At 64.0% G+C, this 23,128-nt stretch carries 21 protein-coding genes and 1 tRNA gene; 18 read left to right on the top strand and 4 right to left on the bottom strand.

Going from position 1 to position 23,128, the window contains the following annotated elements; translation table 11 throughout:
- Positions 1 to 8: 8 nt before the first annotated feature.
- The 15 genes from OIK44_RS18080 to OIK44_RS18150 all read left to right on the top strand — a co-directional run bounded on the left by OIK44_RS18080 (position 9) and on the right by OIK44_RS18150 (position 17,906).
- Entirely contained in the window at positions 9 to 713 is a 705-nt protein-coding gene (locus OIK44_RS18080; protein ID WP_273672695.1) for a MotA/TolQ/ExbB proton channel family protein, read from the top strand.
- Between the two features lie 8 nt (positions 714 to 721).
- Positions 722 to 1,150 (top strand): ExbD/TolR family protein, encoded by a 429-nt coding sequence (locus OIK44_RS18085; RefSeq protein WP_273672696.1) that lies wholly within the window; start codon positions 722 to 724, stop codon positions 1,148 to 1,150.
- Between the two features lies 1 nt (position 1,151).
- On the top strand, positions 1,152 to 1,478 hold the full coding sequence (locus OIK44_RS18090) for a barstar family protein (protein WP_273672699.1): 327 nt from the start codon (positions 1,152 to 1,154) through the stop codon (positions 1,476 to 1,478).
- Positions 1,479 to 1,716: 238 nt separating this feature from the next.
- On the top strand, positions 1,717 to 4,359 hold the full coding sequence (gene leuS / locus OIK44_RS18095) for a leucine--tRNA ligase (RefSeq protein WP_273672702.1): 2,643 nt from the start codon (positions 1,717 to 1,719) through the stop codon (positions 4,357 to 4,359).
- An 18-nt stretch (positions 4,360 to 4,377) separates the two neighbouring features.
- Entirely contained in the window at positions 4,378 to 4,938 is a 561-nt protein-coding gene (locus OIK44_RS18100; RefSeq protein WP_273672703.1) for an LPS-assembly lipoprotein LptE, read from the top strand.
- Between the two features lie 9 nt (positions 4,939 to 4,947).
- Entirely contained in the window at positions 4,948 to 5,964 is a 1,017-nt protein-coding gene (holA, locus tag OIK44_RS18105) for a DNA polymerase III subunit delta (protein ID WP_273672704.1), read from the top strand.
- A gap of 10 nt (positions 5,965 to 5,974) precedes the next feature.
- The gene (locus OIK44_RS18110; RefSeq protein WP_273672706.1) at positions 5,975 to 7,240 is read left to right on the top strand and encodes a glutamate-5-semialdehyde dehydrogenase; all 1,266 of its coding nucleotides are present in this window, start codon (positions 5,975 to 5,977) and stop codon (positions 7,238 to 7,240) included.
- Positions 7,241 to 7,304: 64 nt separating this feature from the next.
- A complete protein-coding gene (locus OIK44_RS18115) occupies positions 7,305 to 7,736 on the top strand; it encodes a CopD family protein (RefSeq protein WP_273672708.1) in 432 nt (143 codons plus the stop codon).
- Positions 7,737 to 7,746: 10 nt separating this feature from the next.
- Positions 7,747 to 8,364, top strand: coding sequence for a 2-hydroxychromene-2-carboxylate isomerase (locus tag OIK44_RS18120; protein ID WP_273672711.1), 618 nt, complete (start codon positions 7,747 to 7,749; stop codon positions 8,362 to 8,364).
- Positions 8,365 to 8,445: 81 nt separating this feature from the next.
- The gene (locus tag OIK44_RS18125) at positions 8,446 to 9,660 is read left to right on the top strand and encodes a THUMP domain-containing class I SAM-dependent RNA methyltransferase (protein ID WP_420213864.1); all 1,215 of its coding nucleotides are present in this window, start codon (positions 8,446 to 8,448) and stop codon (positions 9,658 to 9,660) included.
- Between the two features lie 62 nt (positions 9,661 to 9,722).
- Positions 9,723 to 11,006, top strand: coding sequence for a multidrug effflux MFS transporter (locus OIK44_RS18130; protein WP_273672713.1), 1,284 nt, complete (start codon positions 9,723 to 9,725; stop codon positions 11,004 to 11,006).
- A 237-nt stretch (positions 11,007 to 11,243) separates the two neighbouring features.
- Positions 11,244 to 13,334 carry an HDOD domain-containing protein gene (locus tag OIK44_RS18135; protein WP_273672715.1) on the top strand — a complete coding sequence of 697 codons (2,091 nt, stop codon included), beginning with the start codon at positions 11,244 to 11,246 and terminating at the stop codon, positions 13,332 to 13,334.
- A gap of 7 nt (positions 13,335 to 13,341) precedes the next feature.
- A complete protein-coding gene (locus tag OIK44_RS18140; RefSeq protein WP_273672717.1) occupies positions 13,342 to 15,525 on the top strand; it encodes a putative bifunctional diguanylate cyclase/phosphodiesterase in 2,184 nt (727 codons plus the stop codon).
- 6 nt (positions 15,526 to 15,531) lie between these two features.
- The gene (locus OIK44_RS18145) at positions 15,532 to 17,118 is read left to right on the top strand and encodes an SEL1-like repeat protein (protein WP_273672718.1); all 1,587 of its coding nucleotides are present in this window, start codon (positions 15,532 to 15,534) and stop codon (positions 17,116 to 17,118) included.
- 92 nt (positions 17,119 to 17,210) lie between these two features.
- Entirely contained in the window at positions 17,211 to 17,906 is a 696-nt protein-coding gene (locus OIK44_RS18150; RefSeq protein ID WP_273672719.1) for a DUF4197 domain-containing protein, read from the top strand.
- 163 nt (positions 17,907 to 18,069) lie between these two features.
- On the opposite strand, the gene OIK44_RS18155 is transcribed toward OIK44_RS18150, so the two are convergent.
- From OIK44_RS18155 to OIK44_RS18170, 4 genes are all read right to left on the bottom strand, one after another.
- Positions 18,070 to 18,474: a hypothetical protein gene (locus tag OIK44_RS18155; protein WP_273672721.1), complete on the bottom strand. Its 405-nt coding sequence runs from the start codon at positions 18,472 to 18,474 to the stop codon at positions 18,070 to 18,072.
- Positions 18,475 to 18,548: 74 nt separating this feature from the next.
- Positions 18,549 to 19,001 (bottom strand): hypothetical protein, encoded by a 453-nt coding sequence (locus OIK44_RS18160; protein WP_273672722.1) that lies wholly within the window; start codon positions 18,999 to 19,001, stop codon positions 18,549 to 18,551.
- A gap of 139 nt (positions 19,002 to 19,140) precedes the next feature.
- Positions 19,141 to 20,019 (bottom strand): hypothetical protein, encoded by an 879-nt coding sequence (locus tag OIK44_RS18165; RefSeq protein WP_273672723.1) that lies wholly within the window; start codon positions 20,017 to 20,019, stop codon positions 19,141 to 19,143.
- A gap of 691 nt (positions 20,020 to 20,710) precedes the next feature.
- The gene (locus OIK44_RS18170) at positions 20,711 to 21,151 is read right to left on the bottom strand and encodes a hypothetical protein (RefSeq protein ID WP_273672724.1); all 441 of its coding nucleotides are present in this window, start codon (positions 21,149 to 21,151) and stop codon (positions 20,711 to 20,713) included.
- Between the two features lie 289 nt (positions 21,152 to 21,440).
- Here OIK44_RS18170 and OIK44_RS18175 point away from each other — a divergent pair, with 289 nt between their 5' ends.
- The 3 genes from OIK44_RS18175 (at position 21,441) to trmB (ending at position 23,109) form a co-directional block, all read left to right on the top strand.
- Positions 21,441 to 21,848, top strand: a complete 408-nt coding sequence (locus OIK44_RS18175; RefSeq protein ID WP_420213865.1) for a helix-turn-helix domain-containing protein — start codon at positions 21,441 to 21,443, stop codon at positions 21,846 to 21,848.
- Positions 21,849 to 22,247: 399 nt separating this feature from the next.
- A tRNA-Gly gene (locus OIK44_RS18180) sits at positions 22,248 to 22,321 on the top strand.
- A 107-nt stretch (positions 22,322 to 22,428) separates the two neighbouring features.
- Positions 22,429 to 23,109 carry a tRNA (guanosine(46)-N7)-methyltransferase TrmB gene (gene trmB / locus OIK44_RS18185; protein ID WP_273672726.1) on the top strand — a complete coding sequence of 227 codons (681 nt, stop codon included), beginning with the start codon at positions 22,429 to 22,431 and terminating at the stop codon, positions 23,107 to 23,109.
- Positions 23,110 to 23,128: the final 19 nt, after the last annotated feature.

Consider the following 23,128-nt stretch of genomic DNA (forward strand, 5'->3'; position numbering starts at 1 on the left):
GGGCGACCATGAACCCTACCCTGGAAAACCATTTCAGCCTGGCCCGGTATTGGTCGCAGGGCGACGCGATCAGCCACGCCGTCGCCTATTTGCTGCTGCTGATGTCGCTGGTGAGCTGGTATCTGATCCTCTCCAAGGGCTGGAGCGCGTGGCGGGTGCGCCGCAGCTCCGCCGCGCTGGACGCGTTCTGGGCCGCGCCCAGCATGGGCGACGCCGTCGCCGCGCTGGCGCTGGCCGACCCGGAGCAAGTGTACGCGCCGCTGGCGCGGCACGGCGCCGCCCATCTGGCGGGCGGCGCCGCGCACTCGCTGGGCGGCGAAATGGAGCCGGCCGAGCAAATCACCCGCATCCTGCGCCTGGCCATCCACCGCGGCACCCAGCGTCTCGAAAGCGGCCTGACGGTGCTGGCGTCGATCGGCTCGACGGCGCCCTTCGTCGGCCTGCTCGGCACCGTCTGGGGTATTTACCATGCGCTGGCGGCCGTCTCGACGGCCGGCGTAATGCAGCTCGACAAGATCGCCGGTCCCGTCGGCGAAGCCCTGATCATGACTGGCATCGGCCTGATGGTGGCAATTCCCGCCGTTTTGGCCTATAACGGATTTAACCGGGTCAACCGCCTGACCCTGGCCGAGCTGGACGCGTTCGCCCACGACTTGCACGTCTACCTGACGACGGGGGCGCGCGCGCGTGCGCTGGCGGCGTACGGCAACTAGGAGGCACGATGGCTTTTGGCAGCTTCAACCACCACCGGCAACAGCCGCCGATGGCCGACATCAACGTCACGCCGATGGTCGACGTGATGCTGGTGCTGCTGGTCATCTTCATCATATCCGCGCCGATGTTCACGCACGCCGTCAAGCTCGACCTGCCGCGTGCCCAGGCGGCGGCCGCGCCGCTGAACCCGGCGGCGACGGTGACGCTGGCCATCGACGCCGACGGCGGCGTCTTCTGGAACAACGACGCCGTCACGCCGGCGCAGCTGGAGGCGCGCCTGGCGCAGGCCGCCGCGCTGCCGGAGCCGCCGGAACTGCAACTGCGCGCCGACAAGGCCACCCGCTACGAAGCGGTGGCGCAACTGATGGCGGCGGCCCAGTCGAACGGCCTGAGCAAGCTCAGTTTTGTCACCGACCCACACAAAGAAAAGAAATAATATGCCTAGCGCCACACTCAACGGCAGCGCCATCACCGACTGGAGCAGCTTCCACGAACAATGCCGGCACGCCTTCGGCTTTCCCGAGTTTTACGCCGACACCATGGACGCCTGGGTCGACTGCTTGAGCTACCTGCGCGACGAAGACGGCATGACGCAATTCCTGCTGAAGGCCGACGACACGCTGGACGTCGTCGTGCAGGACGCCGAGGCCATGCGCCAGCAGGCGCCCGACATCCTCGAAGAAATGACCTTCTGCATCGCCGGCATCAACGAACGCTACGAAGACTACGGCGAAAAGCCGGCGCTGAAGCTGGTGCTGCGCTAGTAGTTCGGGGACAGACCACGATTTCCGTAGTAGTCCGGGGACAGACCACGATTTCCGTGCAATATTTCCAAGGAAATATTGCACGGAAATCGTGGTCTGTCCCCTGCTGTTAGTGCACATAAATCGTGGTCTGTCCCCTGCTGTTGGCGTGGTCTGTCCCCTGCTTGTCCCCTGCTGTTAGCGGCGCAGGCGCGAACCAGTATAATGTTCGGTTCATATTCACTTTTGGCCGCACATCATGCAAGATAAATATAGTCCCGCCGACGTCGAACAAGCCGCCCAATCCCACTGGAAGGCGATCGACGCCTATAAAGCCGTCGAGCACGACCCGCGTTTCCCTAAGGGCAAGTATTACGCTTGCTCGATGCTGCCTTACCCTTCGGGCAAGCTGCATATGGGCCACGTGCGCAACTATACGATCAATGACGTGATGTACCGCTATCTGCGGATGAATGGCTATAACGTGTTGATGCCGATGGGCTGGGACGCCTTCGGCATGCCGGCCGAAAACGCGGCGATGGCCAATAATGTGCCGCCGGCGCAGTGGACGTATTCGAATATCGCCCACATGAAGCAGCAGATGGAGTCGATGGGCCTGGCGATCGACTGGTCGCGCGAGATGACGGCCTGCACCCCCGAATACTATAAGTGGAACCAGTGGATGTTCCTGAAGATGCTGGAAAAAGGCATCATCTACAAGAAGACCGGCACCGTTAACTGGGATCCGATCGACCAGACCGTGCTGGCCAATGAGCAGGTGGTCGACGGCCGCGGCTGGCGTTCCGGCGCGCTCATCGAGAAGCGCGAAATCCCCATGTATTACGCCCGCATCACCGATTATGCCGACGAGTTGCTGGCCTATGTGGACGACAAGCTGCCGGGCTGGCCCGAGCGCGTGCGCACGATGCAGACCAACTGGATCGGCAAGTCGACCGGCGTGCGCTTCGCTTTCCCGCACCAGATCAAGGACGCGTCCGGCGCCGCCATCGGCGACGGCAAGATGTATGTGTTCACGACCCGCCCGGACACGGTGATGGGCGTGACTTTCTGCGCCGTCGCGCCGGAGCACGCGCTGGCGACCCACGCCGCGCAGTCGAACCCGGAATTGGCCGCCTTCATCGCCGAGTGCAAGCTGGGCAGCGTGATCGAGGCCGACATGGCGACGATGGAGAAGAAGGGCATGCCGACCGGCCTGTTCGTCAGCCATCCGCTGACCGGCGCCCAGGTCGAGGTCTGGGTCGGCAATTATGTGCTGATCACCTACGGCGACGGCGCCGTCATGGGCGTGCCGGCGCACGACGAGCGCGATTTCCTGTTCGCCCAAAAATACGCGCTGCCGCTCAAGCAGGTGATCGCCGTCGAGGGCAAGGAATATTCGACCGGGGCCTGGCAGGAGTGGTACGGCGACAAGGACAGCGGCGTCTGCGTCAACTCGGGCAAGTATGACGGCTTGGCTTACGCCGGCGCCGTCGACGCGGTGGCCCTGGACCTGGCCGCGCTGGGCCTGGGCGAGAAGAAGGTCACGTTCCGCCTGCGCGACTGGGGCATTTCGCGCCAGCGTTACTGGGGCACGCCGATCCCGATGATCCATTGCGCCGATTGCGGCGTCGTGCCGGTGCCGGAAAAGGATTTGCCGGTGATCCTGCCGGAAGAGTGCGTGCCGGACGGCAGCGGCAACCCGCTCAACAAGCACGAGGCTTTCCTGAAGTGCGACTGTCCGCAGTGCGGCAAGCCGGCGCGCCGCGAGACGGACACGATGGATACCTTCGTCGATTCTTCGTGGTATTACATGCGCTATACCTCGCCGGGCAGCAAGGACGCGATGGTCGACGCCCGCAACGATTACTGGATGCCGATGGACCAGTATATCGGCGGCATCGAGCACGCCGTCATGCATTTGCTGTACGCCCGTTTTTGGACCAAGATCATGCGCGACTTCGGCCTGGTCAAGTTCGACGAGCCCTTCGTCAATCTGCTGACGCAGGGCATGGTGCTCAACGAAACCTATTTCCGCGAGGACGCGGCCGGCAAGAAGACCTGGTTCAATCCGGCCGACATCGACCTGACGCTGGACGACAAGGGCCGCCCGCAGGGCGCCACGCTGAAGGCCGACGGCCAGGCCGTGCATATCGGCGGCACCGAGAAGATGTCCAAGTCGAAGAACAACGGCATCGACCCGCAGGCGCAGATCGAGCAGTACGGCGCCGACACGGCGCGCCTGTTCACGATGTTCGCCTCGCCGCCGGAGCAGACGCTGGAGTGGTCGGGCAGCGGCGTCGAGGGCGCCAACCGCTTCCTGCGCCGGGTCTGGGCCTACAGCTACGCGCAGTCGCCGCGCATCGCGCAGGCGCTGGCCTCGGCCGCCGCCCCCGCCGCCAGCGAGGCGCAGAAGACCCTGCGCCGCGAGTTGCACAAGATCCTGCAGCAGGCCGACTATGATTTGAAGCGCATCCAGTACAACACCGTCGTGTCGGCCTGCATGAAGATGCTCAACACGCTGGAGTCGGCCAAGCTGGACGACGGCGCCGCCTCCAGCGCGCTGCTGGCCGAGGGCTTGTCGATCTTCCTGCGCTTGCTGAATCCGGTCGCGCCGCACATCACCCATGTGCTGTGGCAGGAGCTCGGCTACGCCAAGGTGCACGGCGACATCCTGAACGCGCCGTGGCCGCAGGTCGACCCGGCCGCGCTGGAGCAGGCCGAGATCGAGATGATGATCCAGGTGAACGGCAAGCTGCGCGGTTCGATCACCGTCGCCAAGGACGCCGACAAGGCCAGCATCGAAGCGCAGGCGCTGGCCTGCGAGAGTGTGCAGAAGTACATCGAGACCACGCCGAAGAAGATCATCGTCGTGCCGGGCAAGTTAATCAGCATAGTGGTGTAAACGACGATGAGCGACTTCATGACGATGCAACGGGGCCGTCTGCTCGGCCTGGTAATGCTGGCGGCGCTGGCGCTGTCGGCCTGCGGCTTCCACCTGCGCGGCTCGGACGGCAGCTTCAACCTGCCGTTCGCGACCCTGTTCGTCACGCTGCCGGACGCGTCGCCGCTGGCGATCGACTTGAAGCGCAACATCCGCGCCAACGGCGGCACCGAGATCGTGTCGGCGCGCGCCGGCGCCGACGGCGTCGTCGACGTGTTGAGCGACCCGGACAAGACCCGCGGCAAGACCATCCTGTCGCTGAGCGGCACGGGCCGGGTGCGCGAGTACCTGCTCAGCTACACGATCGTGTTCCGCGTGCTGGACCGCGAGGGCCGCGAGTTGCTGGGGCCGACGACCATCGCGCTGACGCGTCCGATCACCTTCAACGAATCGCAGTTGCTGGCGAAGGAGACGGAAGAGGCGCTGCTGTACCGCGACATGAAGACGGACATGGTGCAGCAGATGCTGCGCCGTATCGCGGCCGTGAAGCCGGTGCTGCCGGCGATGTCGGTGGTGCCGGCCGCGCCGGCCAAGCCTTAGGATAGCGCGATGCAATTGCGGGTTGAAGCGCTGGACGGCCATCTCGGTAAACCGCTGGCGCAGCTGTATGTGATCAGCAGCGACGAGCATCTGCTGGCGCTGGAGGCGGCCGACAAGATCCGCCGCGCCGCGCGCGCGCAGGGTTATTCCGAGCGCGAGGTGCTGACCGTCGAGCGCAGCTTCAAGTGGGGCGAGCTGCTGGCGGCGAACCAGGCGCTGTCGCTGTTCGGCGACAAGAAGCTGATCGAGCTGCGCATCCCGACCGGTAAGCCGGGCAAGGACGGCGGCGCGGCCTTGCAAAGCTACGCGCGCGACCTCAGTCCGGACAATCTGACGCTGATCACCCTGCCCAAGCTGGACTGGGCGACGCAGAAGGCGGCCTGGGTCGCCAGCCTGCAGCAGGCCGCCGTCTACATCGAAATCGCCGCCGTCGAGCGGCCGCAGCTGCCCGCCTGGATCGCCGGCCGCCTGGCCGCGCAGGGGCAGAGCGCGGAGCGCCACAGCGTCGACTTCATCGCCGACCGCGTCGAGGGCAATCTGCTGGCGGCGCACCAGGAAATCCAGAAGCTGGGCCTGCTGCACGAGGCGGGCAAGCTCAGTCACGAGCAGGTGCAGGACGCCGTGCTGAACGTGGCGCGCTACGACGTCTTCAAGCTCAGCGAGGCGATGCTGTCGGGCGACGCGGCGCGGCTGGTGCGCATGCTGGAGGGCCTGAAGGGCGAGGGCGAGGCGCTGCCGCTGGTGCTGTGGGCCGTCTCCGAGGAAATCCGCACGCTGTTAAAATTGAAGGCCGGGATGGCGCAGGGGCGGCCGCTGGGCGCGCTGCTGAAGGAGTACCGCATCTGGGGGCCGCGCGAGCGCATGATGGACCCGGCCCTGCGGCGCATCGCGCTGCCGACGCTGGAGGCGGCGCTGCGGCAGGCGGCGCAGGTGGACAAGATGATCAAGGGGCTGCGCGCCAAGGCCTACGCCGGCGACGCCTGGGACGCAATGCTGCAACTGGCGCTGAAAGTGGCGCGGGGCTAAGGGAGTGACGATGGATATCGAACAGTATATGCAACAGCTCGGCCGGCAGGCGCGCGCCGCCTCGCGGGCGATGGCCAAGGCCGACGGCGCCACGCGCAACCGCGCGCTGACGCTGATCGCCGCGGCCATCGTGCGCGATGCCGATCTGCTGCGCGCGGCCAACCGCCTCGACCTCGACGCGGCGCGCGCCAACGGCCTGGCGCCGGCGCTGCTGGAGCGCCTGACGCTGTCGGACGGCGCCATCGCCACGATGGTCGAGGGCCTGACGCAGATCGTCGCGCTGGCCGATCCGGTCGGCGAGATCAGCGGCATGAAATTCCGCCCGAGCGGCATCCAGGTCGGGCAGATGCGCGTGCCGCTGGGCGTCATCGGCATCATCTACGAGGCGCGGCCGAACGTCACCATCGACGCGGCCGGCCTGTGCATCAAGAGCGGCAACGCGACGATTTTGCGCGGCGGCTCGGAGGCGATCCATTGCAACCGCGCGCTGGCCAAGCTGGTCAAGGAGGGCCTGGCCGGCGCCGGCCTGCCGGAGGACGCCGTGCAGGTGGTCGACAGCACCGACCGCGCCGCCGTCGGCGCGCTGATCACCATGCCGCAGTACGTCGACGTCATCGTGCCGCGCGGCGGCAAGAGCCTGATCGCGCGCCTGATGGAAGAGGCGACCGTGCCGATGATCAAGCACCTGGACGGCATCTGCCACGTCTACATCGACGCCCTGGCGGACCTGGACAAGGCGCTGGCGATCGCCTTCAACGCCAAGTGCCAGCGCTACAGCCCGTGCAACGCGATGGAGACGCTGCTGGTGGCGCGCCCGGTCGCCGCGCAGGTGCTGCCGAAGCTGGCCGCGCTGTACGCGACAAAACAGGTCGAGCTGCGCGCCGACGCCGAGGCGCACGCGCTGCTGGCCGGCTATCCGCACCTGGCCGCCGCCACCGAGGAGGACTGGCGCACCGAGTATCTGGCGGCGATCCTGTCGGTGAAAGTGGTGGCCGGCATCGACGAGGCGATGGACCACATCGACCGCTACTCGTCCAAGCACACCGAGGCCATCGTCACCGAGGACTACAGCGCCGCCATGCGCTTCCTGCGCGAGGTCGACTCCTCGTCCGTGATGGTGAACGCCTCGACGCGCTTCGCCGACGGCTTCGAATACGGGCTGGGCGCCGAAATCGGCATCTCGAACGACAAGCTGCACGCGCGCGGACCGGTCGGCCTGGAGGGCCTGACCTCGCTCAAATACGTGGTGTTCGGCCACGGCGAAGTACGCAACTAGCTTGCCGGACCCGCGGCGGCGCCGCCGGTTTCGCCATGCTTCCACTCTCTACACCGGGAACTTCATGCTCTGGATCAAAGCCTTACACATCGTCTTCGTCACCTCCTGGTTCGCCGGGCTGTTCTACCTGCCGCGCATCTTCGTCAATCTGGCGCAGGAAAGCGAGACGGTGACCAGCGAACGCCTGCTGCTGATGGCGCGCAAGCTGTACCGTTTCATGACGGTGCTGGCGCTGCCGGCGCTGGTGTTCGGCCTGGTTCTGCTGTGGCTGCAGTACGGCGGCGCCGCCGGCGGCATGAAGATGCCGGCCTGGATGCACGCCAAGCTGACCTTCGTCGCGCTGGTGCTGGGCTACCACCACGCCTGCGGTTCGCTGCTGAAAAAATTCGAGAACGGCGTCAACAAGCGCAGCCACGTCTGGTTCCGCTGGTTTAACGAGGTGCCGGTGATCCTGTTGCTGGCGATTGTCGTGCTGGTCGTCGTCAAGCCTTTCTGACGGGGGCCGCATGAGCAAAGTCTGCCAATATTTCTTCGCCCCGCATTCGCCGTGGGCCTACCTGGGCCACGCGCGCATGGTGGCGCTGGCCAAGCGGCACGGCGTGCAGATCGAGGTGCGCCCCTTCGACCTGGGCAAGGTGTTCGGCGTGTCCGGCGGCCTGCCGCTGGCCAAGCGCGCGCCGCAGCGCCAGGCTTACCGCCTGGCGGAGCTGGCGCGCTGGTCGGCCTTCCTGCAGATTCCGCTGAACCTGCAGCCGAAGTTCTACCCCGTGTCGCCGGAGGCCGCCGCCAGGCTGATCATTGCGACCCGGCTGGCGCTGGGCGTCGACGCCGCCCTCGGTCTGGCGCAAGCCATCATGGCCGGCATGTGGGCCGAGGAGCGCAACATCGGCGACGACGAAACGCTGGTGCAGATCGCCAACGCCTGCGAGCTGGACGGCCGCCAATTGTTGAAGTCCTCGCAAACGGCCAGCGTGCAGGCCGAGTACGACCGCAACACGGAAGACGCGACGGCGGCCAGCGTGTTCGGCTCGCCCTGGTACATCGTCGACGGCGAAGGCTACTGGGGCCAGGACCGGCTGGACTTCCTGGAGCGCGCCTTCGCCGGCGCGGCCGGCCAGGGTTAGGGGGCCGACCCCGGGTTTTATGCTATATCGGCGCTTGCGCCCATGTTTTTTTGATTTTCAACGGATAAAAGGTACACCTACATGGCTTCCTATTTTTGCCCATGCCCGCGCGGCATGGAAGCGGCGCTGGCCGAAGAACTGGGCGAGATCGCCCAGCAACAGGGCGCGACCCTGAAAGTCCACAACCAGGTGCCGGGCGGGGTGCATTGCTCCGGCGAGCTGAGCGACGCCTACCGCGTCAATCTGCATTCGCGCATCGCCTCGCGCGTGCTGATGCGCATGGCGCACTCGGGCTACAAGACCGAGAACGACATCTACGACCTGGCGCTGGCCCAGCCGTGGGAAGACTGGTTCGGCGTGCACCACACGATCCGCGTCGACGTCACCGCCGTCAAGTCGCCGCTGCGCAGCCTGGAATTCACCACGCTGAAGATCAAGGACGCGATCTGCGACCGCTTCCGCGACCAGTTCAACGAGCGCCCGTCGGTCAACACCAAGACGCCGGACATGCGCATCGTCGGCTTCCTCGACGCGCACACCTTCACGCTGTACCTGGACACCTCGGGCGAGGCGCTGTTCAAGCGCGGCTGGCGCGAGGAGACGGGCGACGCGCCGCTGCGCGAAAACCTGGCGGCCGGCCTGCTGCGCGTGTCGGGCTGGAAGCCGGGCATGGTGCTGTTCGACCCGATGTGCGGTTCCGGCACCATCCTGGCCGAGGCGGCGCAGATGGTGCAGGGCATTCCGCCCGGCGCCAGCCGCAACTTCGCCTTCGAGAATTTCAACGACTTCAAGCCGCAGCCTTGGAACGCGCTGAAGAAGGCCATCAAGCCGAACCCGCTGCCGCTGGAGCCGACCATTTTCGGCAGCGACATCTCGGGCGACATGGTGGCGATGACGCGCCATAACCTGCGCTGCGCCGGCGTCATGTTCGAGGTGCCGCTGAAGCAGATCGAGGCGCAGGAAGTCAAGCCGCCGCGCGAGGGCGCCGGCATCATGCTGACCAACCCGCCATACGGCGAGCGTATCGGCGTGCGCGGCGACAGCACGCTGCCGGAAGACGAGTTGTCGGCGTCGTTCTACTCGGCCATGGGCACGACGCTCAAGCAGCGCTTCGCCGGCTGGACCGTGTTCCTGTTCACGGCCGACCTGGGCCTGCCCAAGCTGCTGCGCCTGAAGGAGGCGCGCAAGACGCCGTTCTTCAACGGCGCGCTGGAATGCCGCCTGTTCCGCTTCGACATGGTGGCCGGCTACAACCGCCGCGAAGAAGCCAAGCCGAAGGGCCCCGCCGCGGCCTGACGCGATTCGACCGACCCGCGCGGGGCGCTTTGCCGCGGCCCGCGCCGCACCCGAGGATGTCCATGTTCCCCACGCCCACGCCGCTGTTGCCGGCCGACCCAGTCGCGCCGGTGCCGCCGCCGCCGCCCAGCCACATGGCGCCGCTCAGCCGCGGCGCGCTGGCGACGATGCTGGCGCTGCTGGCCATGCTCGGCCCGTTCTCGATCGACACCTACCTGCCGGCCTTCCCGGCCATCCAGGGCTCGCTGAACGCCAGCGCCATCGAGGTGCAGCAGTCGCTGACCTTGTACATGCTGGCCTTCGCCGGCATGGTGCTGTGGCACGGCGCGCTGTCGGACTCCTTCGGCCGGCGCAACCTGATCCTCGGATCGCTGGCGCTGTTCGCCATCGGCACGCTCGGCTGCGCCGCCTCCAGCAGCGTGCATTACCTGTGGGCCTTCCGCGTGCTGCAGGGCGTCTCGGCCGGCGCCGGCGTGGTCGTCGGCCGCGCCATCATCCGCGACCTGTATTCGGACGCGCCGGCGGCGCGCCTGCTGTCGATGGTGACGATGATTTTCTCGATCGCCCCGGCGATCGCCCCCATCATGGGCGGCTGGATCGTCAAGCTGCTGGACTGGCGGGCGATTTTCCTGTTCCTGTTCGCCTACACCCTGCTGCTGCTGTGGTTCTGCTACAAGCGCCTGCCGGAAACGCTGCCGCCGGACAAGCGCCAGCCCTTCAATCCGCGCTACATCGCGCGCAACTACCGGCAGATCCTGCGCGCGCCGCTGTTCCACATGAAGGCCGGCGTGGTCGCCTTCAATTTCGCCGGCCTGTTCCTGTTCATCACGGCCGCGCCGGTGATGCTGCCGCGCCATCTGCACCTCGGGCCGGACCAGTTCGGCTGGCTGTTCATCCCCTCCGTCGGCGGCATCTTCCTCGGCGCGCTGGCGGCCAACCGCATCGCCGGCAAGATCAGCTTCGCGCGGCAGATCGGCTACGGCTTTTGCCTGCTGCTGGGCGCCTCCGCCTGCAACGTCGGCTACCACCTGTTCTTCGCGCCGGCGCTGCCGTGGTCGGTGGCGCCGATGTTCTTCTACACCTTCGGCATGTCGCTCGTCGCGCCGGGCGCGACGATGCTGGCGATGGACTTGTTCCCGCACATCCGCGGCACGGTGGCGTCCTGCCAATCGTTCGCCCAGACGCTGCTGGGCGCCGTCGTGGCCGGCGTCGTCGCGCCCTTCCTGTCGCACTCGGTGCTGTGGCTGGCCGGCGGCCAGCTGGCCTGCGCGCTGATTTCGCTGGGCCTGTGGCTGACGTCGCGGCTGTTCCGCGAGCGCTGGCGCGCGTCCGCGGCGGCGCCGTAGGCATAAGTAATCCTTAACTAAATTTTCTTAATTGCAAGTTATTCGGTGCTTTATGCTAATATTGCTTTTTTGTGGAATCGGCCCGTGCTAAACGGAAGGCCGCTTCAGTAAAACATGGCCGCGCTGCGCCGTTCAGCGCCCCTCCGATCCGACCTTCTTTTGGCGGCAGTGCTTGATACGATGCATCATTCTGACCACGATATCCGCAATCGCCTGTTGATTGCCAGGCTGCCGGCCATGCCCCAGATTTTGATCAAGCTGATCGAGCACTTGCAGGCGGACGACGCCGGCATGCCGGAGCTGGCGGCGCTGATCGCCAAGGACGCCGGCATGACCAGCAAGATACTGGCCGTGGCCAACAGCTCGGCCTACCAGCGCCACAGCCGCAACGTCGGCCTGGAGCAGTCGCTGGTGTCGCTGGGCACGGACATGATCAAGACGCTGGTCATCAGCGAGTCGGTGTTCCAGACCTTCAACAGCTTCCCCCATTCCGCCGGCACCGACTTGCGCGCCTTCTGGAAAAGCTCGCTGACGGCGGCCGTGCTCGCCCGCGACATCGCCAAGGCGAGCGGCTACGCCCACGTCGAGGAAGCCTACCTGGCCGGCCTGCTGCACAACGTCGGCCGGCTGGCGCTGCTGGCGACGGCGCCGAAGGAGTACGGCTTCAACTTCATGGCGCGCGACGACGACGCGCTGTGCGCCGTCGAGCAGCGCACCCTGCAAATCACCCATTCCGAGGCGGGCGCCTGGCTGATCGAGCGCTGGCATCTGGATTCCTTCCTGGCCGACAGCGTGCTCTACCACCACGAGCCGGTGGCGCGGCTGGAGTCGGCCCACCCGCTGATCCGCATCGTCCGCCTGGCGCATCTGCTGTGCTGCCACGAAGAGCAGCAGACGGCCATCGCCGACGCGTCGCGCCTGTGCGGCCTGGGCGACAGCGCGCTGGCGATCATCGCCAAGGCGGCCGCGCGCCAGGTGGCGAAGGCGGCAGAGCAGCTCGGCATCGACCTGGCCGGCGCCGACGACGTGGCGGCGCCGCCGGCCGTCGCGCCGGCGCCGCCGGACCCGGTGCAGCAGCGCCTCTCCGAGGAGGTGCGCAATATGGTGCTGGTGTCGGAAATGGGCCAGACCTTCGCCCGCCAGCAGGGCGAGGCCGGCCTGCTCGACTCGATCACCCGCTCGGCGCGCATCCTGTTCGATTTTGGCACCACCGTCGTGCTGCTGGAGAACGCCACCGGCCTGGCCCTGGTCGGCGCGGCCGGCGGCGAACAGCAGCAGCGCCTGGCCGAATTCGCCATCCCGCTGGCCAAGGGCGGGCCGCTGGCGGCCGCCGCGCTGCAGCGCCGCCTCGCCTTCGTCGGCCGCGCCGACGCGGCGCTGGGCATCGTCGAGGACCAGTTGTTCCGCATCCTCGGCACCGACAGCCTGGTCTGCCTGCCGCTGCTGGCCGGCCAGCGCTGCCTGGGCGTGCTGATCGGCGGCGTGCACGCCTGGCAGGTGGCCGGCTACCAGCAGCGCGAGCGCTTCCTGCAATCGTTCGGCCACCAGGCCGCCGTCGCGCTGGAGACGTCGATGAGCGAGCGCGGCCACGCGCGCCGCCAACTGGCCCACGTCGCCGAGGAATACCGCGAGGCCTCGCGCCGCGTCGTCCACGAGGTGAACAATCCGCTGGCCATCATCAAGAACTATCTGAGCGTGCTCGACAGCAAACTGGCGCGCAACGAAGCCGTCGTCGGCGAAATGGCCATCTTGAACGAGGAAATCGACCGCGTCGGCCAGCTCGTCGGCGGCCTGGCCGAGCTGCAGCCCAGCGAGGGCGGCCGCGTCGCCGACGCCGCGCGCGTGGCGGCCGAGGTGCTGCGCCTGTTCCGCGCCACCGGCTTCGTGCCGGCCTCGGTGCAGATCGTCGCGCGCATGCTGGACGAGCCGGCCGAGGTCGAGGCCGACGCCGACATGCTCAAGCAAGTGCTGGTGAACCTCGTCAAGAACGCCGTCGAGGCGATGCCGGCCGGCGGCACCATAGAAATCTGCAACCGCGGCCACGTCAACCGCGAACGCCGCCTGTACGTCGAGCTGTGCGTCAGCGACAGCGGCCCCGGCCTGTCGGCCGAGGTGCTGGCGAACCTGTTCTCGCCCGTGCGCAGCGGCAAGGACGGCGCCCACCACGGCCTCGGCCTGTCCATCGTCCACGGCCTCGTCAAGAAGATGCAGGGCATGATCAGCTGCCGCAGCGGCCGCAACGGCACCTCGTTCGAAATCCTGCTGCCGGCCCGCGGCGGCGCCAGCCGGCAGCCCGGCGCGGTGACGCGGGCGCTCGACCCCGCCTGAGGCCAGAATGAACGCGAACTCCGCCGCCGCCATCCACATCGCCGCCGACGCCGCCGCCTGCGCCCCCGGCCAGGGCGCGCGCATCCTGCTGGTCGACGACGAGCCCAGGCTGCTCGCCTCGCTGTACGAACTGCTGCGCGGGCGCGACTACCAGCTCGTCACGGCCACCTGCGGCAGCGAGGCGCTGGAAGAGCTGGCCAAGCTGCGCTTCGACCTGATCCTGCTCGACCTGCGCCTGCCCGACATGAGCGGCCACGAGATCATGGACTACATGAACGACCGCGGCATCGAGGGCGATGTCATCGTCATGAGCGGCGAGGTCGGCATCGACGCCGCCATCGGCGCCCTGAAGCGCGGCGCCTACGACTACCTGCGCAAGCCCTACAGCCGCGAGGAGCTGTTGAAGACGGTCGACAACGCGCTGCAAAAGCGCCGGCTGGCGCTCGACAACGCGCGCATCGCCGCGCAGCTGGAAAACTCGGAAAAGATGTACCGCTACCTGGTCGACAGCTCGCCCGACATCATCTACACCTTGAACCACGAGGGCCGCATCACCTTCGTCAACGACCGCGTGCAGCAGTTGCTGGGCTTTAGCCGCGAGGAGCTGATCGGCCGGCATTACGCGACGCTGGTGCACGACGAGGACCAGGAGCGGGCCCGCTACGCGATGAGCGAGCGGCGCCTCGACGAGCGCGTCTCGCGCCACGTCGAGCTGCGCCTGAAGTGCCGCACCGGCAACGGCGGCGACCGCACCTTCAGCAACACCCTGACGATGATAGGCATGCACGCGATCGGCATGCCGGCGCCCGAGCAGGGCTCCCGGCGGCAGGCCTTCTTCGGCACCTACGGCGTGGCGCGCGACATCACCGACCGCAAGCGCGCCGAGGAAGTGATCTCCTACCAGGCCTACCACGACATCCTGACGGACCTGCCGAACCGCATGCTGTTCAAGGACCGCCTCGGCCTGGCCGTGATCCAGGCCAAGCGCAAGCAGGCCGAGCTGGCCGTGATGTTCATCGACCTGGACCGCTTCAAGCTGGTCAACGACACGCTCGGCCACGTCAAGGGCGACGAGCTGCTGCAGCAGGTGGCGCTGCGCCTGAAGGATTGCCTGCGCCGCGGCGACACGCTGGCGCGCCAGGGCGGCGACGAGTTCACCATCGTGCTGCCGGAGCTGCGCGACCGCCAGGACGCGAAAGCCATCGCCGACAAGTTTTTGGAAAGCCTGCACCAGCCCTTCGACCTGGACGGCCACGAAGTGCACATCTCGGCCAGCATCGGCATCGCCATCTATCCCGGCGACGGCGAAACCATCGACGAGCTGCTGCGCCACGCCGACATCGCCATGTACCAGGTCAAGGCGCTGGGCAAGAACGGCCACAGTTTTTACCATAACTCGATGCTGGACGCGTCGCACCAGAAGATCGCGCTGGAGCAGAGCCTGCGCAAGGCGCTCGAACTGAACGAGCTGGAAATGTACTACCAGCCGCAGGTCGACGTGGCCACCGGCCGCATCGTCGGCGCCGAGGGCCTGATGCGCTGGAACCACCCGCAGCGCGGCCTGCTGTCGGCCGGCGAGTTCCTCCCCTTCGCCGAGGAGAACGGCTTGATGCTGCCGATCTCCGACTGGATGCTGGACGCCCTGTGCCGCGACCTGGCGCGCTGGAACGCGGCCGGCGGCGAGCACGTCCGCCTGTCGCTGAACCTGTCGCCGCAATACCTGGACCGCGGCGACTTCTTTGAAAAAATGCGCGGCGCGCTGGGCCGCTACGGCATCGCGCCGGCGCAGATCGAAGTGGAAATCACGGAAAACATCTGCATCCGCAACCCGCAGTACGCCATCGAACAGCTCAACAAACTATGCCTGCTGGGCGTTTCCGTGGCCATCGACGACTTCGGCACCGGCTACTCCTCGCTGTCCTACCTGCACCGCTTCCCCATCCACACGATCAAGATCGACCAGTCGTTTGTGAAGGAAATCCACGACGAAAACGGCCACTTCCCGGTGATCTTGGCGATCATCTCGATCGCCCGCGGGCTGGGCCTGCACCTGATCGCCGAGGGCGTCGAGACGCAGGCGCAGGCGCGCTACCTGCAGGCCAGCGGCTGCTCGACGATGCAGGGCTATCTGTACCACCGCCCGATCTCGCTGGAGAATTTCATCGCCGTGCTGCAGGCGCAGCGGGCCTAAGGATACATGCAGACAGCGAACCGCAGCGCGGCCGACGCCGCCCACTCCAGCGCCGAATACCTGCGCGTCAAGGCGCTGGCCGAGCGCGGCGTCGCCAACGCCCAGCACAGCCTCGGCTTCATGTACTGCAACGGCCAGGGCGTCGCGCAAGACCACGCGCAAGCCTTTGCCTGGTATCGCCTGGCGGCGGCCCAGGGGCTGGAGCAGGCCCAGTACAACCTCGGCGTGATGTGCCAGAAGGGCCAGGGCGTCGGCCAGAGCTACGAGCAGGCCGCGCACTGGTATCGGCTGGCCGCCGAGCAGGGTTACGCGGCGGCCCAGTACAACCTCGGCTGGCTGTACGCGAAGGGCCACGGCGTCGCGCCCAGCAGCGCCCAGGCCATGCACTGGTTCAGCAAGGCGGCCGAGCAGGGCGACGCCGGCGCGCAAAACAACCTCGGCATGATGTACGACAACGGCAAGGGCGTGCCGCAGGACTTCGGCCTGGCCATTGCCTGGTATCGCAAGGCCGCCGAGCAGGGCCACGCGCGCGCCCAGTTCAAGCTCGGGCTGCGCTATGACAACGGCCAGGGCGTCGCGCCAGACCGCCAGCAGGGACTGGTCTGGTTCGCCAAGGCCGCCGAGCAGGGTTACGCGCCGGCCCAGTTCAACCTGGCGCTGCGCTACGACAAGGGCGAGAACGTGGCCCAGGACAGCCAGAAGGCGGTGCTGTGGTATCGCCGCGCCGCCGCGCAGGGCCATGCCAGCTCGCAATTCAACCTGGGCCTGATCTACGACAACGGCCAGGGCGTGCCGCGCGACGAGGCCCAGGCCCTGGACTGGTATCGCCAGGCGGCCGAGCAAGGCCACGCCGGGGCGCAAAACAATCTGGGATTGCATTACGAGCACGGCCAGGGCGTGGCGCAAGACTACGGATTGGCGCAGCAGTGGTACAGAAAGGCGGCCGAGCAGGGTTTCCCGGCCGGGCAATACCACCTCGGCCTGCTGTACGACCACGGCTACGGCATGGCGGCCGACCACCAGGAAGCCGTGTTCTGGTATCGCAAGGCGGCCGACCAGGGCCACCTGCGCGCCCAGTTCGACCTCGGCCTGCGCTACGACACGGGGCAGGGCGTGCCGCGCGACGCGGCCCTGGCGCTGGCCTGGTATCGCCGCGCCGCCGAACAGGACTACGCGGCCGCGCAATACATGCTGGCGCTGCTGCACGACCGCGACGACGGCCCGGCGCCCGACGGCGCCCAGGCGCTGGCCTGGTATCGCAAGGCGGCCGGGCAGGGCCACACGCTGGCCCAGTTCACGCTTGGCCTGCGCTACGACAACGGCCAGGGCGTGCCGCAAGACTACGCCGCCGCCCACGCCTGGTATGTGAAGGCGGCCCGGCAGGGCCACGCCCGCGCCCAGCTCAACCTGGGGCTGATGTATGCCAGCGGCCAGGGCGCGCCGGCCGACCCGGTGCAAGCTTACCTGTGGCTGTCGATGGCCGACAAAAACGGCGCCGAGGGCGCCGCCAAATTCATGCGCCAGGCGGCCGCGCGCATGGGTGCGGGCGAGCTCGCGCACGCCCGCCAGCGGCTGGAACTGCTGCCCGGCTGAACCCCGTTGCCCGGCGCCGCCGATGCGGCATCAGGGCGGCGCGGGATGTGTTAATGTCGTGGACACAATATCCTCCCTCCAAAGGAAAAACCATGCCACGTTTGAACCTCCCCCGTGCCGCCGCGCTGACGTGCGCGCTGGCGTTTGCCGCCGCCGCCATCGCCGGCCCCCTGGACAGCATCAGTAAACAGGACGCCAACAGCGGGCTGAAGGCGGCGCTGGAGGCCGGGTCGGCCGCGGCCGTTGCCAAGCTCGGCGTCGAGAACGGCTTCCTCAACAACGACAAGGTCAAAATCCAGCTTCCCGGCATTCTGGAGCAAGCCCGCCCGCTGCTGAAAATGACGGGCCGTGGCCAGCAGCTCGACGAGCTGGTACTGTCGATGAACCGGGCGGCGGAATCGGCCATTCCGCTGGCCAAGCCGCTGCTGGTCAACGCCGTCAAGTCGATGAGCGTGACCGACGCGAAAAACATCCTGACCGGCGGCGACACCTCGGTGACGGATTTTTTCAAGGAAAAGACATCCGCGCCGCTGGCCGTCAAATTTTTGCCGATGGTGAAATCGGTGACGGACCGCTCCGGGCTGGCCGGCAAATACAACGCGACGATGGGACAGGTGGCGAAGGCCGGCCTGGTGCCGCAACAGCAAGCCACGGTGGAAAGCTATGTGACCCAGCGCGCCCTCGACGGCCTGTACCTGATGATAGGCGAAGAGGAAAAAGCCATACGCCGCGATCCGATTTCGTATGGCAGCGCCATCATCAGCAAGGTGTTCGGCAGCTTGAAGTGAGCGGCCAGTGTCCTGAATCACAGATTCGTTGAATAAATATGGCGAGAATCACCCTGATACTGCGTCGCAAATGCGCGCAAGGCCCCGGCCTTGCTGTGCTTTGCTCCTGGTCTCAGGCCGATTTCGTCACATTTATGATTCAACGAACTTGTGATTCAGGACACTAGCGAAAGTGCGCCGCGACCCGGATGGCGGTCTTGATGGCGGCCAGCAGGATCGCGCCGATCAGCAGGGAAATCACTGCAGCGGGGAAAACGGCCGACAGCAGGCCGTTGCCGTTTTCATTTTCAAACAGCATGGCATACGTGCACAGGCCGACGAAGCTGGCGGCGAACACGCCGAGAAAAATCTTGACGTGGAATTTGTCGGCCTTGGCATGGGCCCGCATGGCTGCGCGCCGCTCGGCCGATGCATCCTCCGCTGCCGTTGATCCGGCCGTTGTAAGTGCCTCGTTTTCTTTCATGTGCGCGCCTGACTGTGCGTTGGTATGAGTTGTAAGCTTATCATTTCGCCGGCCAAATTGTCGTGTCTGCACGGAATTGCTGCAATATTCGCTATCGTCAATCAAAGCCGCAGGCTATCAACGCCGTCTCCCCGCAAGCACAAATGCAAACCTGCAGAGCCTTGTCGGTAAGAGCTGACTCATGGAACATTCGTAACAAAAACCTGCAGAGCGAAACGCTGTTGCCCATGCTCTTGTTCCAAGGCGTCTTGCATGTGGTCGTCGTTGCGCCAGTCCTCGTTCACCACGCGGTTCGCAATGATCGATAACTCTTTCGTTTCGCTCAACTCGCAGCCAAATGGAAGCCGACCATGTGATCTTGAAACAAGGCTGAAGCGAAGCTGGCTACATTGAAAGTCATGCCAGCAATAGAACAGCATTTCTTTATCTCTTAGCTTTCTCCTTCTATCCTCGATAACCTGACTGATGAAATCGACAATATCTTCTGCATTGATCGTTGGCGCTTCATCCTCTAAAGGCGAAAAGCACCACATGTTTTCTATCGCTTCGTGATTAATGTTGCTGGGATCAACAACAACATCATCATCTTTTGCCATTTTCAGCCACTTGTTTACTGCAATGGAGTTACTCATGCAAATCTTCCAATATCTATGTGGCCACTAGCGACGCGGCATATTCCTTGACGTGGAAGCCCCATTGATCTCGTCTCTGCGGCCACCGCGCGCTCGCGGCACGCAAGACCGAAAGCACACCCGGGCCGCGCAGACCCTGTCAGGCATACGATGTCTGAATGATCTCTTCGTCGATCATATTGGTGAACAGATCGAAACTCAGGATGCCCGTACCGATGCAAGAAAACACGGTGCCGCCCGCCGTATCCTTGATGGTCACTTTCTCGGTCCAATCATTCAGATTCATGCACTTCAGGCTTGCGCGAGGCCAGGTTACTCCGTCCACATGCAGCCCCTCGGCCGACAACGCCAGTTCCTGGGTCTTGAAATTCAGGAAATCGCCGAAGAATCGCTTCTTGTAAACTTCGCCGCTACTAATGTAGTGGAAGTTCACGCGCTTGCCGTCGGCAAGCTTCTGCTTTAAAACGGGCATACGGTGCGACACGTAACGGGAGCGAAACTCGTCCATGAAATCATAGAAGCCCTTGAGTTCTCCAGACGCCAGTATCCACGGCTTGTCGGAGCCCGTGCGATACGCAAAATTATTGATCATGCCGGCCATGGCGGTTTTTCCGGCTGCGAATAGATACAAGTCCTGGATGTCGGCAAATGCGGCGTAGCTGCGCGTGCCGGCAGATTCGTGGACCACACCGTCTTCATGCAGTTCAAAACGGCTCTTCTGCCGCTTGAGCATCACCGCGCGCATCACCAGCACCAACAGCGCCAGCAGCGCCAGAAAGGCCGCAGCACCATAGATAATGTTTATATTGCTGTGAGTCCCCAGTTTGGCGCCGTTACGCAGCGTCACGGCAGCGGAGTCGTTCAGCGTTTTTTGGGGAAGGGTCGTACCCAGATACAGCACAAAACCCGACACTGCTGCCAGGATCACTGCGAATACCGCAAAGAAAATTGGCACTATCCGGCTATGGGAAAACACCGCAATTGCTTTGGCGGTTTGCGGAATGCTTAAATTGCTCATGTCATCTTCCTTTTGAAGAATAGGGATTTCACTTTCCGGATGTCGAAACATATTCAGGCCGCATTGTGTCCTATCTACGACAGGAATGGCAACACACATACATAAATACCGGTATGCAGGCGGTTGCGGGCGCGAATAAAATCGGCGCCATGCACTTTAATGAATTTGCTTGTCCGTAATGGTTAATAGTGCCGGGCGAGAAAACCATCACATCTCAGTGAAATCGGCCATCTTGTTTTCCATCACAGTAGCCATGATGCGGCGTTGCAACAGCGATGAAAGCCGCGTAAAATGCAGGCTTCGCGGGTGTAGCTCAATGGTAGAGCAGAAGCTTCCCAAGCTCCTCCACCTCGTCAAGAGCCACTGTTCGTGCGACTCTGAAGCGCATGAATATGCGATCACACCAAAACTCCACCTTAATCAAAAAGTTACTTGCCATCACATTTCCGACCCCACGTTTAGTCGAAAAAGCTACTGATACGCTGTGATGGCAGACCGAAAAATCTGACTGTTGGCCGTGCTGTCGCTCAGTGCGAACGGGGATTCCTGCCGAACCCACATTTGCAGGGAAAATTCTGACCGCCCCGAGGGATCAGTCTCAGAAATTTCTGCGTCAACGCCTGGATTCGTCATGAGGGCATGTGAGACTCACGACCGCAACTTCGGTTCTTTCCAGAGGTACAACGAGCGTTTAAAGTGTGCTTCTAGGTGTCACTGAAACGACCACGCCATTCTGGAATGTCACTTGCGTGTAAGGACAGTTTGGAACAGGTGATGTATTGCACGCATAAACTAGCGTCCTACTGATCCGCTTGCCTGATGCATCTACAGCTCCTTCCACCTTCGCCACGCTGACAAAGTACGCAGCGTTGACTGCACATTCTGACATGCCAGGAATAACAATGTGAGCATCGATATTTGCCCAATCTTTAGCGGTGAAAACTCCGCGCTTCATCAATTCCCCTCTGGCCTCGCCTGAACGGTTGGCACGGTACCCATATACGGAGCAAAGATTCTCGTTTGAGGCGGTGGAAAAGTCCGCGCTGTTGACGTTGAACGTCGTGGGTTGGGTCGGGGGCGAGGAGCAGGCGGCCAATGCGACGGTGATAGCTGCAAAAAGATAGGTTTTCATATGTATATTTAGGATAACGAGGGATTTCGTACCTCTACTAACGACAGAATCACTTTATTCTTTAGTAATTACTCAAAGTGCAGGGAACGGGTGCCGCTGCGCTGTGTGCTGGCTGCTTAAAATTTTTGTTTTTTAGACGATCCAGCATCTGATGTTAATAGCGATTCTGTCCCCTCAGCATGTTATTGATTTGCAGCGAAATCTGACTCACTTCACCGCATAATTTGCAAGCCGAACTGACCCACGTATAAGACACAATCCTACTCACTACATTGAGTGGGGAATTGGAGTGATCGACGTGGCATTACTAGGCATTATTCGACGCTGGCACATTCGCGACCAGGTCCCATTGAGAGAGATCGCCAGGCGTTTGGGCATCTCCAGAAGCACCGTTCGACGCTACCTGCGCTCGGAAACCATAGAGCCGGCCTACGCCGAGCGGCGTTCCACCCGCGCCATCGACAAATACGCGTTCCAGCTTTCCGCGCTACTCAAGACTGAAGCAGCACGGACGCGCAAGCAACGGCGCACGCTAAAACAGATTCGTGAGGACTTAAAGGAATTGGGGTTAGAGGGGTCTTACGACAGGGGCGCGGCGTTCGCGAGGGTATGGAGGACGGGTCAATCTGACCGGGTCAATCCTGCCAGCAAACGAACACGAAGCACTAGATTCGCTTCTGTTGACGATCAGCGCTGAGGATAATAGTGTTTAGATAAGAAATTTCTTAGATGGGAAAAATACGGGATCGAATTATTTGAAATTTCATAAATTTATTGAGGAAAGATGCCGTGTAATTCCCTATTCTTCTTACGGTTCGTGCGCAAAATTAGTGAGTTGGAGTAAAAAATTACGATGACACTAAAAAGTGCAATGCCCCTAAAAATAAAGAGTAAAAGTATGAAAAACTATAGAAGATAGCTGGTTTGAGTAACTGCTTCGAGGCGAATTCCGGGGAAAGCAGGACTTCCGCTTTTGGAGGAAGCTGTTGTTTATTCGGCCATCACATCTCAATAAAATCGGCCATCTTGTTTTCCATCACAGTAGCCATGATGCGGCGTTGCAACAGCGATGAAAGCCGCGTAAAATGCAGGCTTCGCGGGTGTAGCTCAATGGTAGAGCAGAAGCTTCCCAAGCTTACGACGAGGGTTCGATTCCCTTCACCCGCTCCAGATTCGCCTTGGTTCGACGCCGCAGCGGCGCCCCGGCAGTTCTTTTACCCGTTACCTCCCTCATTCCCATGTCCTCAGATACGCCCCAAAACGGCCCAGCCCGGCCAATGATGTACGATCCGACCGAACACCGCATCCGCAGCTTCGTCACGCGCGCCGGCCGTCTGTCGATCGCCCAGGCGCGCGCGCTGGAAACGCTGGGGCCGCAGTTCCTGCTCGAATTTAACAAGGCGCCGCTCGACTTCGCCCAGGCTTTCGGACGCAGCGCGCCGACGGTGCTGGAAATCGGCTTCGGCATGGGCGACACGACGTCGCACATCGCCAAGGGCATGCCGGAGAAGGATTTCATCGGCGTCGAGGTGCACACGCCCGGCGTCGGCAGCCTGCTCAAGCAGATCGGCGAACAGGAGCTGACGAATCTGCGCCTGATCCAGCACGACGCGGTGGAGGTGCTCACGCATATGATTCCGGCCAATTCGCTGGCCGGCGTGCATGTGTTCTTCCCCGACCCGTGGCACAAGGCGCGCCACAACAAGCGCCGCCTGATCCAGGGGCCGTTCGTCAAGCTGCTGACCGAGCGCCTGGCGCCGGGCGGCTATCTGCATTGCGCCACCGACTGGCAGGAGTATGCCGAGCAGATGCTGGAGGTGCTCGGCGCCGAGGAGGGTTTGGCCAACACCGCGGAAGGCTATGCGCCGCAGCCGGCTTACCGTCCGCTGACCAAGTTCGAGAACCGCGGTTTGCGGCTCGGGCATGGCGTGTGGGATTTGGTGTTCGTCAAGAAGTAAGGCGCGGCCGCGGCACCTG

The sequence above is a fragment of the Janthinobacterium fluminis genome (assembly GCF_028595325.1).
GTDB classification, from domain to species: Bacteria; Pseudomonadota; Gammaproteobacteria; order Burkholderiales; family Burkholderiaceae_D; genus Janthinobacterium; species Janthinobacterium fluminis.

What these genes read in the sequence shown, in the direction of transcription:
- OIK44_RS18080 (WP_273672695.1), top strand. Translation starts at nt 9, where the DNA reads ATGAACCCTACCCTGGAAAACCATTTCAGCCTGGCCCGGTATTGGTCG.
- OIK44_RS18085 (WP_273672696.1), top strand. Translation starts at nt 722, where the DNA reads ATGGCTTTTGGCAGCTTCAACCACCACCGGCAACAGCCGCCGATGGCC.
- OIK44_RS18090 (WP_273672699.1), top strand. Translation starts at nt 1,152, where the DNA reads ATGCCTAGCGCCACACTCAACGGCAGCGCCATCACCGACTGGAGCAGC.
- leuS (WP_273672702.1), top strand. Translation starts at nt 1,717, where the DNA reads ATGCAAGATAAATATAGTCCCGCCGACGTCGAACAAGCCGCCCAATCC.
- OIK44_RS18100 (WP_273672703.1), top strand. Translation starts at nt 4,378, where the DNA reads ATGACGATGCAACGGGGCCGTCTGCTCGGCCTGGTAATGCTGGCGGCG.
- holA (WP_273672704.1), top strand. Translation starts at nt 4,948, where the DNA reads ATGCAATTGCGGGTTGAAGCGCTGGACGGCCATCTCGGTAAACCGCTG.
- OIK44_RS18110 (WP_273672706.1), top strand. Translation starts at nt 5,975, where the DNA reads ATGGATATCGAACAGTATATGCAACAGCTCGGCCGGCAGGCGCGCGCC.
- OIK44_RS18115 (WP_273672708.1), top strand. Translation starts at nt 7,305, where the DNA reads ATGCTCTGGATCAAAGCCTTACACATCGTCTTCGTCACCTCCTGGTTC.
- OIK44_RS18120 (WP_273672711.1), top strand. Translation starts at nt 7,747, where the DNA reads ATGAGCAAAGTCTGCCAATATTTCTTCGCCCCGCATTCGCCGTGGGCC.
- OIK44_RS18125 (WP_420213864.1), top strand. Translation starts at nt 8,446, where the DNA reads ATGGCTTCCTATTTTTGCCCATGCCCGCGCGGCATGGAAGCGGCGCTG.
- OIK44_RS18130 (WP_273672713.1), top strand. Translation starts at nt 9,723, where the DNA reads ATGTTCCCCACGCCCACGCCGCTGTTGCCGGCCGACCCAGTCGCGCCG.
- OIK44_RS18135 (WP_273672715.1), top strand. Translation starts at nt 11,244, where the DNA reads ATGCCCCAGATTTTGATCAAGCTGATCGAGCACTTGCAGGCGGACGAC.
- OIK44_RS18140 (WP_273672717.1), top strand. Translation starts at nt 13,342, where the DNA reads ATGAACGCGAACTCCGCCGCCGCCATCCACATCGCCGCCGACGCCGCC.
- OIK44_RS18145 (WP_273672718.1), top strand. Translation starts at nt 15,532, where the DNA reads ATGCAGACAGCGAACCGCAGCGCGGCCGACGCCGCCCACTCCAGCGCC.
- OIK44_RS18150 (WP_273672719.1), top strand. Translation starts at nt 17,211, where the DNA reads ATGCCACGTTTGAACCTCCCCCGTGCCGCCGCGCTGACGTGCGCGCTG.
- OIK44_RS18160 (WP_273672722.1), bottom strand. Translation starts at nt 19,001, where the DNA reads ATGAGTAACTCCATTGCAGTAAACAAGTGGCTGAAAATGGCAAAAGAT.
- OIK44_RS18165 (WP_273672723.1), bottom strand. Translation starts at nt 20,019, where the DNA reads ATGAGCAATTTAAGCATTCCGCAAACCGCCAAAGCAATTGCGGTGTTT.
- OIK44_RS18170 (WP_273672724.1), bottom strand. Translation starts at nt 21,151, where the DNA reads ATGAAAACCTATCTTTTTGCAGCTATCACCGTCGCATTGGCCGCCTGC.
- trmB (WP_273672726.1), top strand. Translation starts at nt 22,429, where the DNA reads ATGATGTACGATCCGACCGAACACCGCATCCGCAGCTTCGTCACGCGC.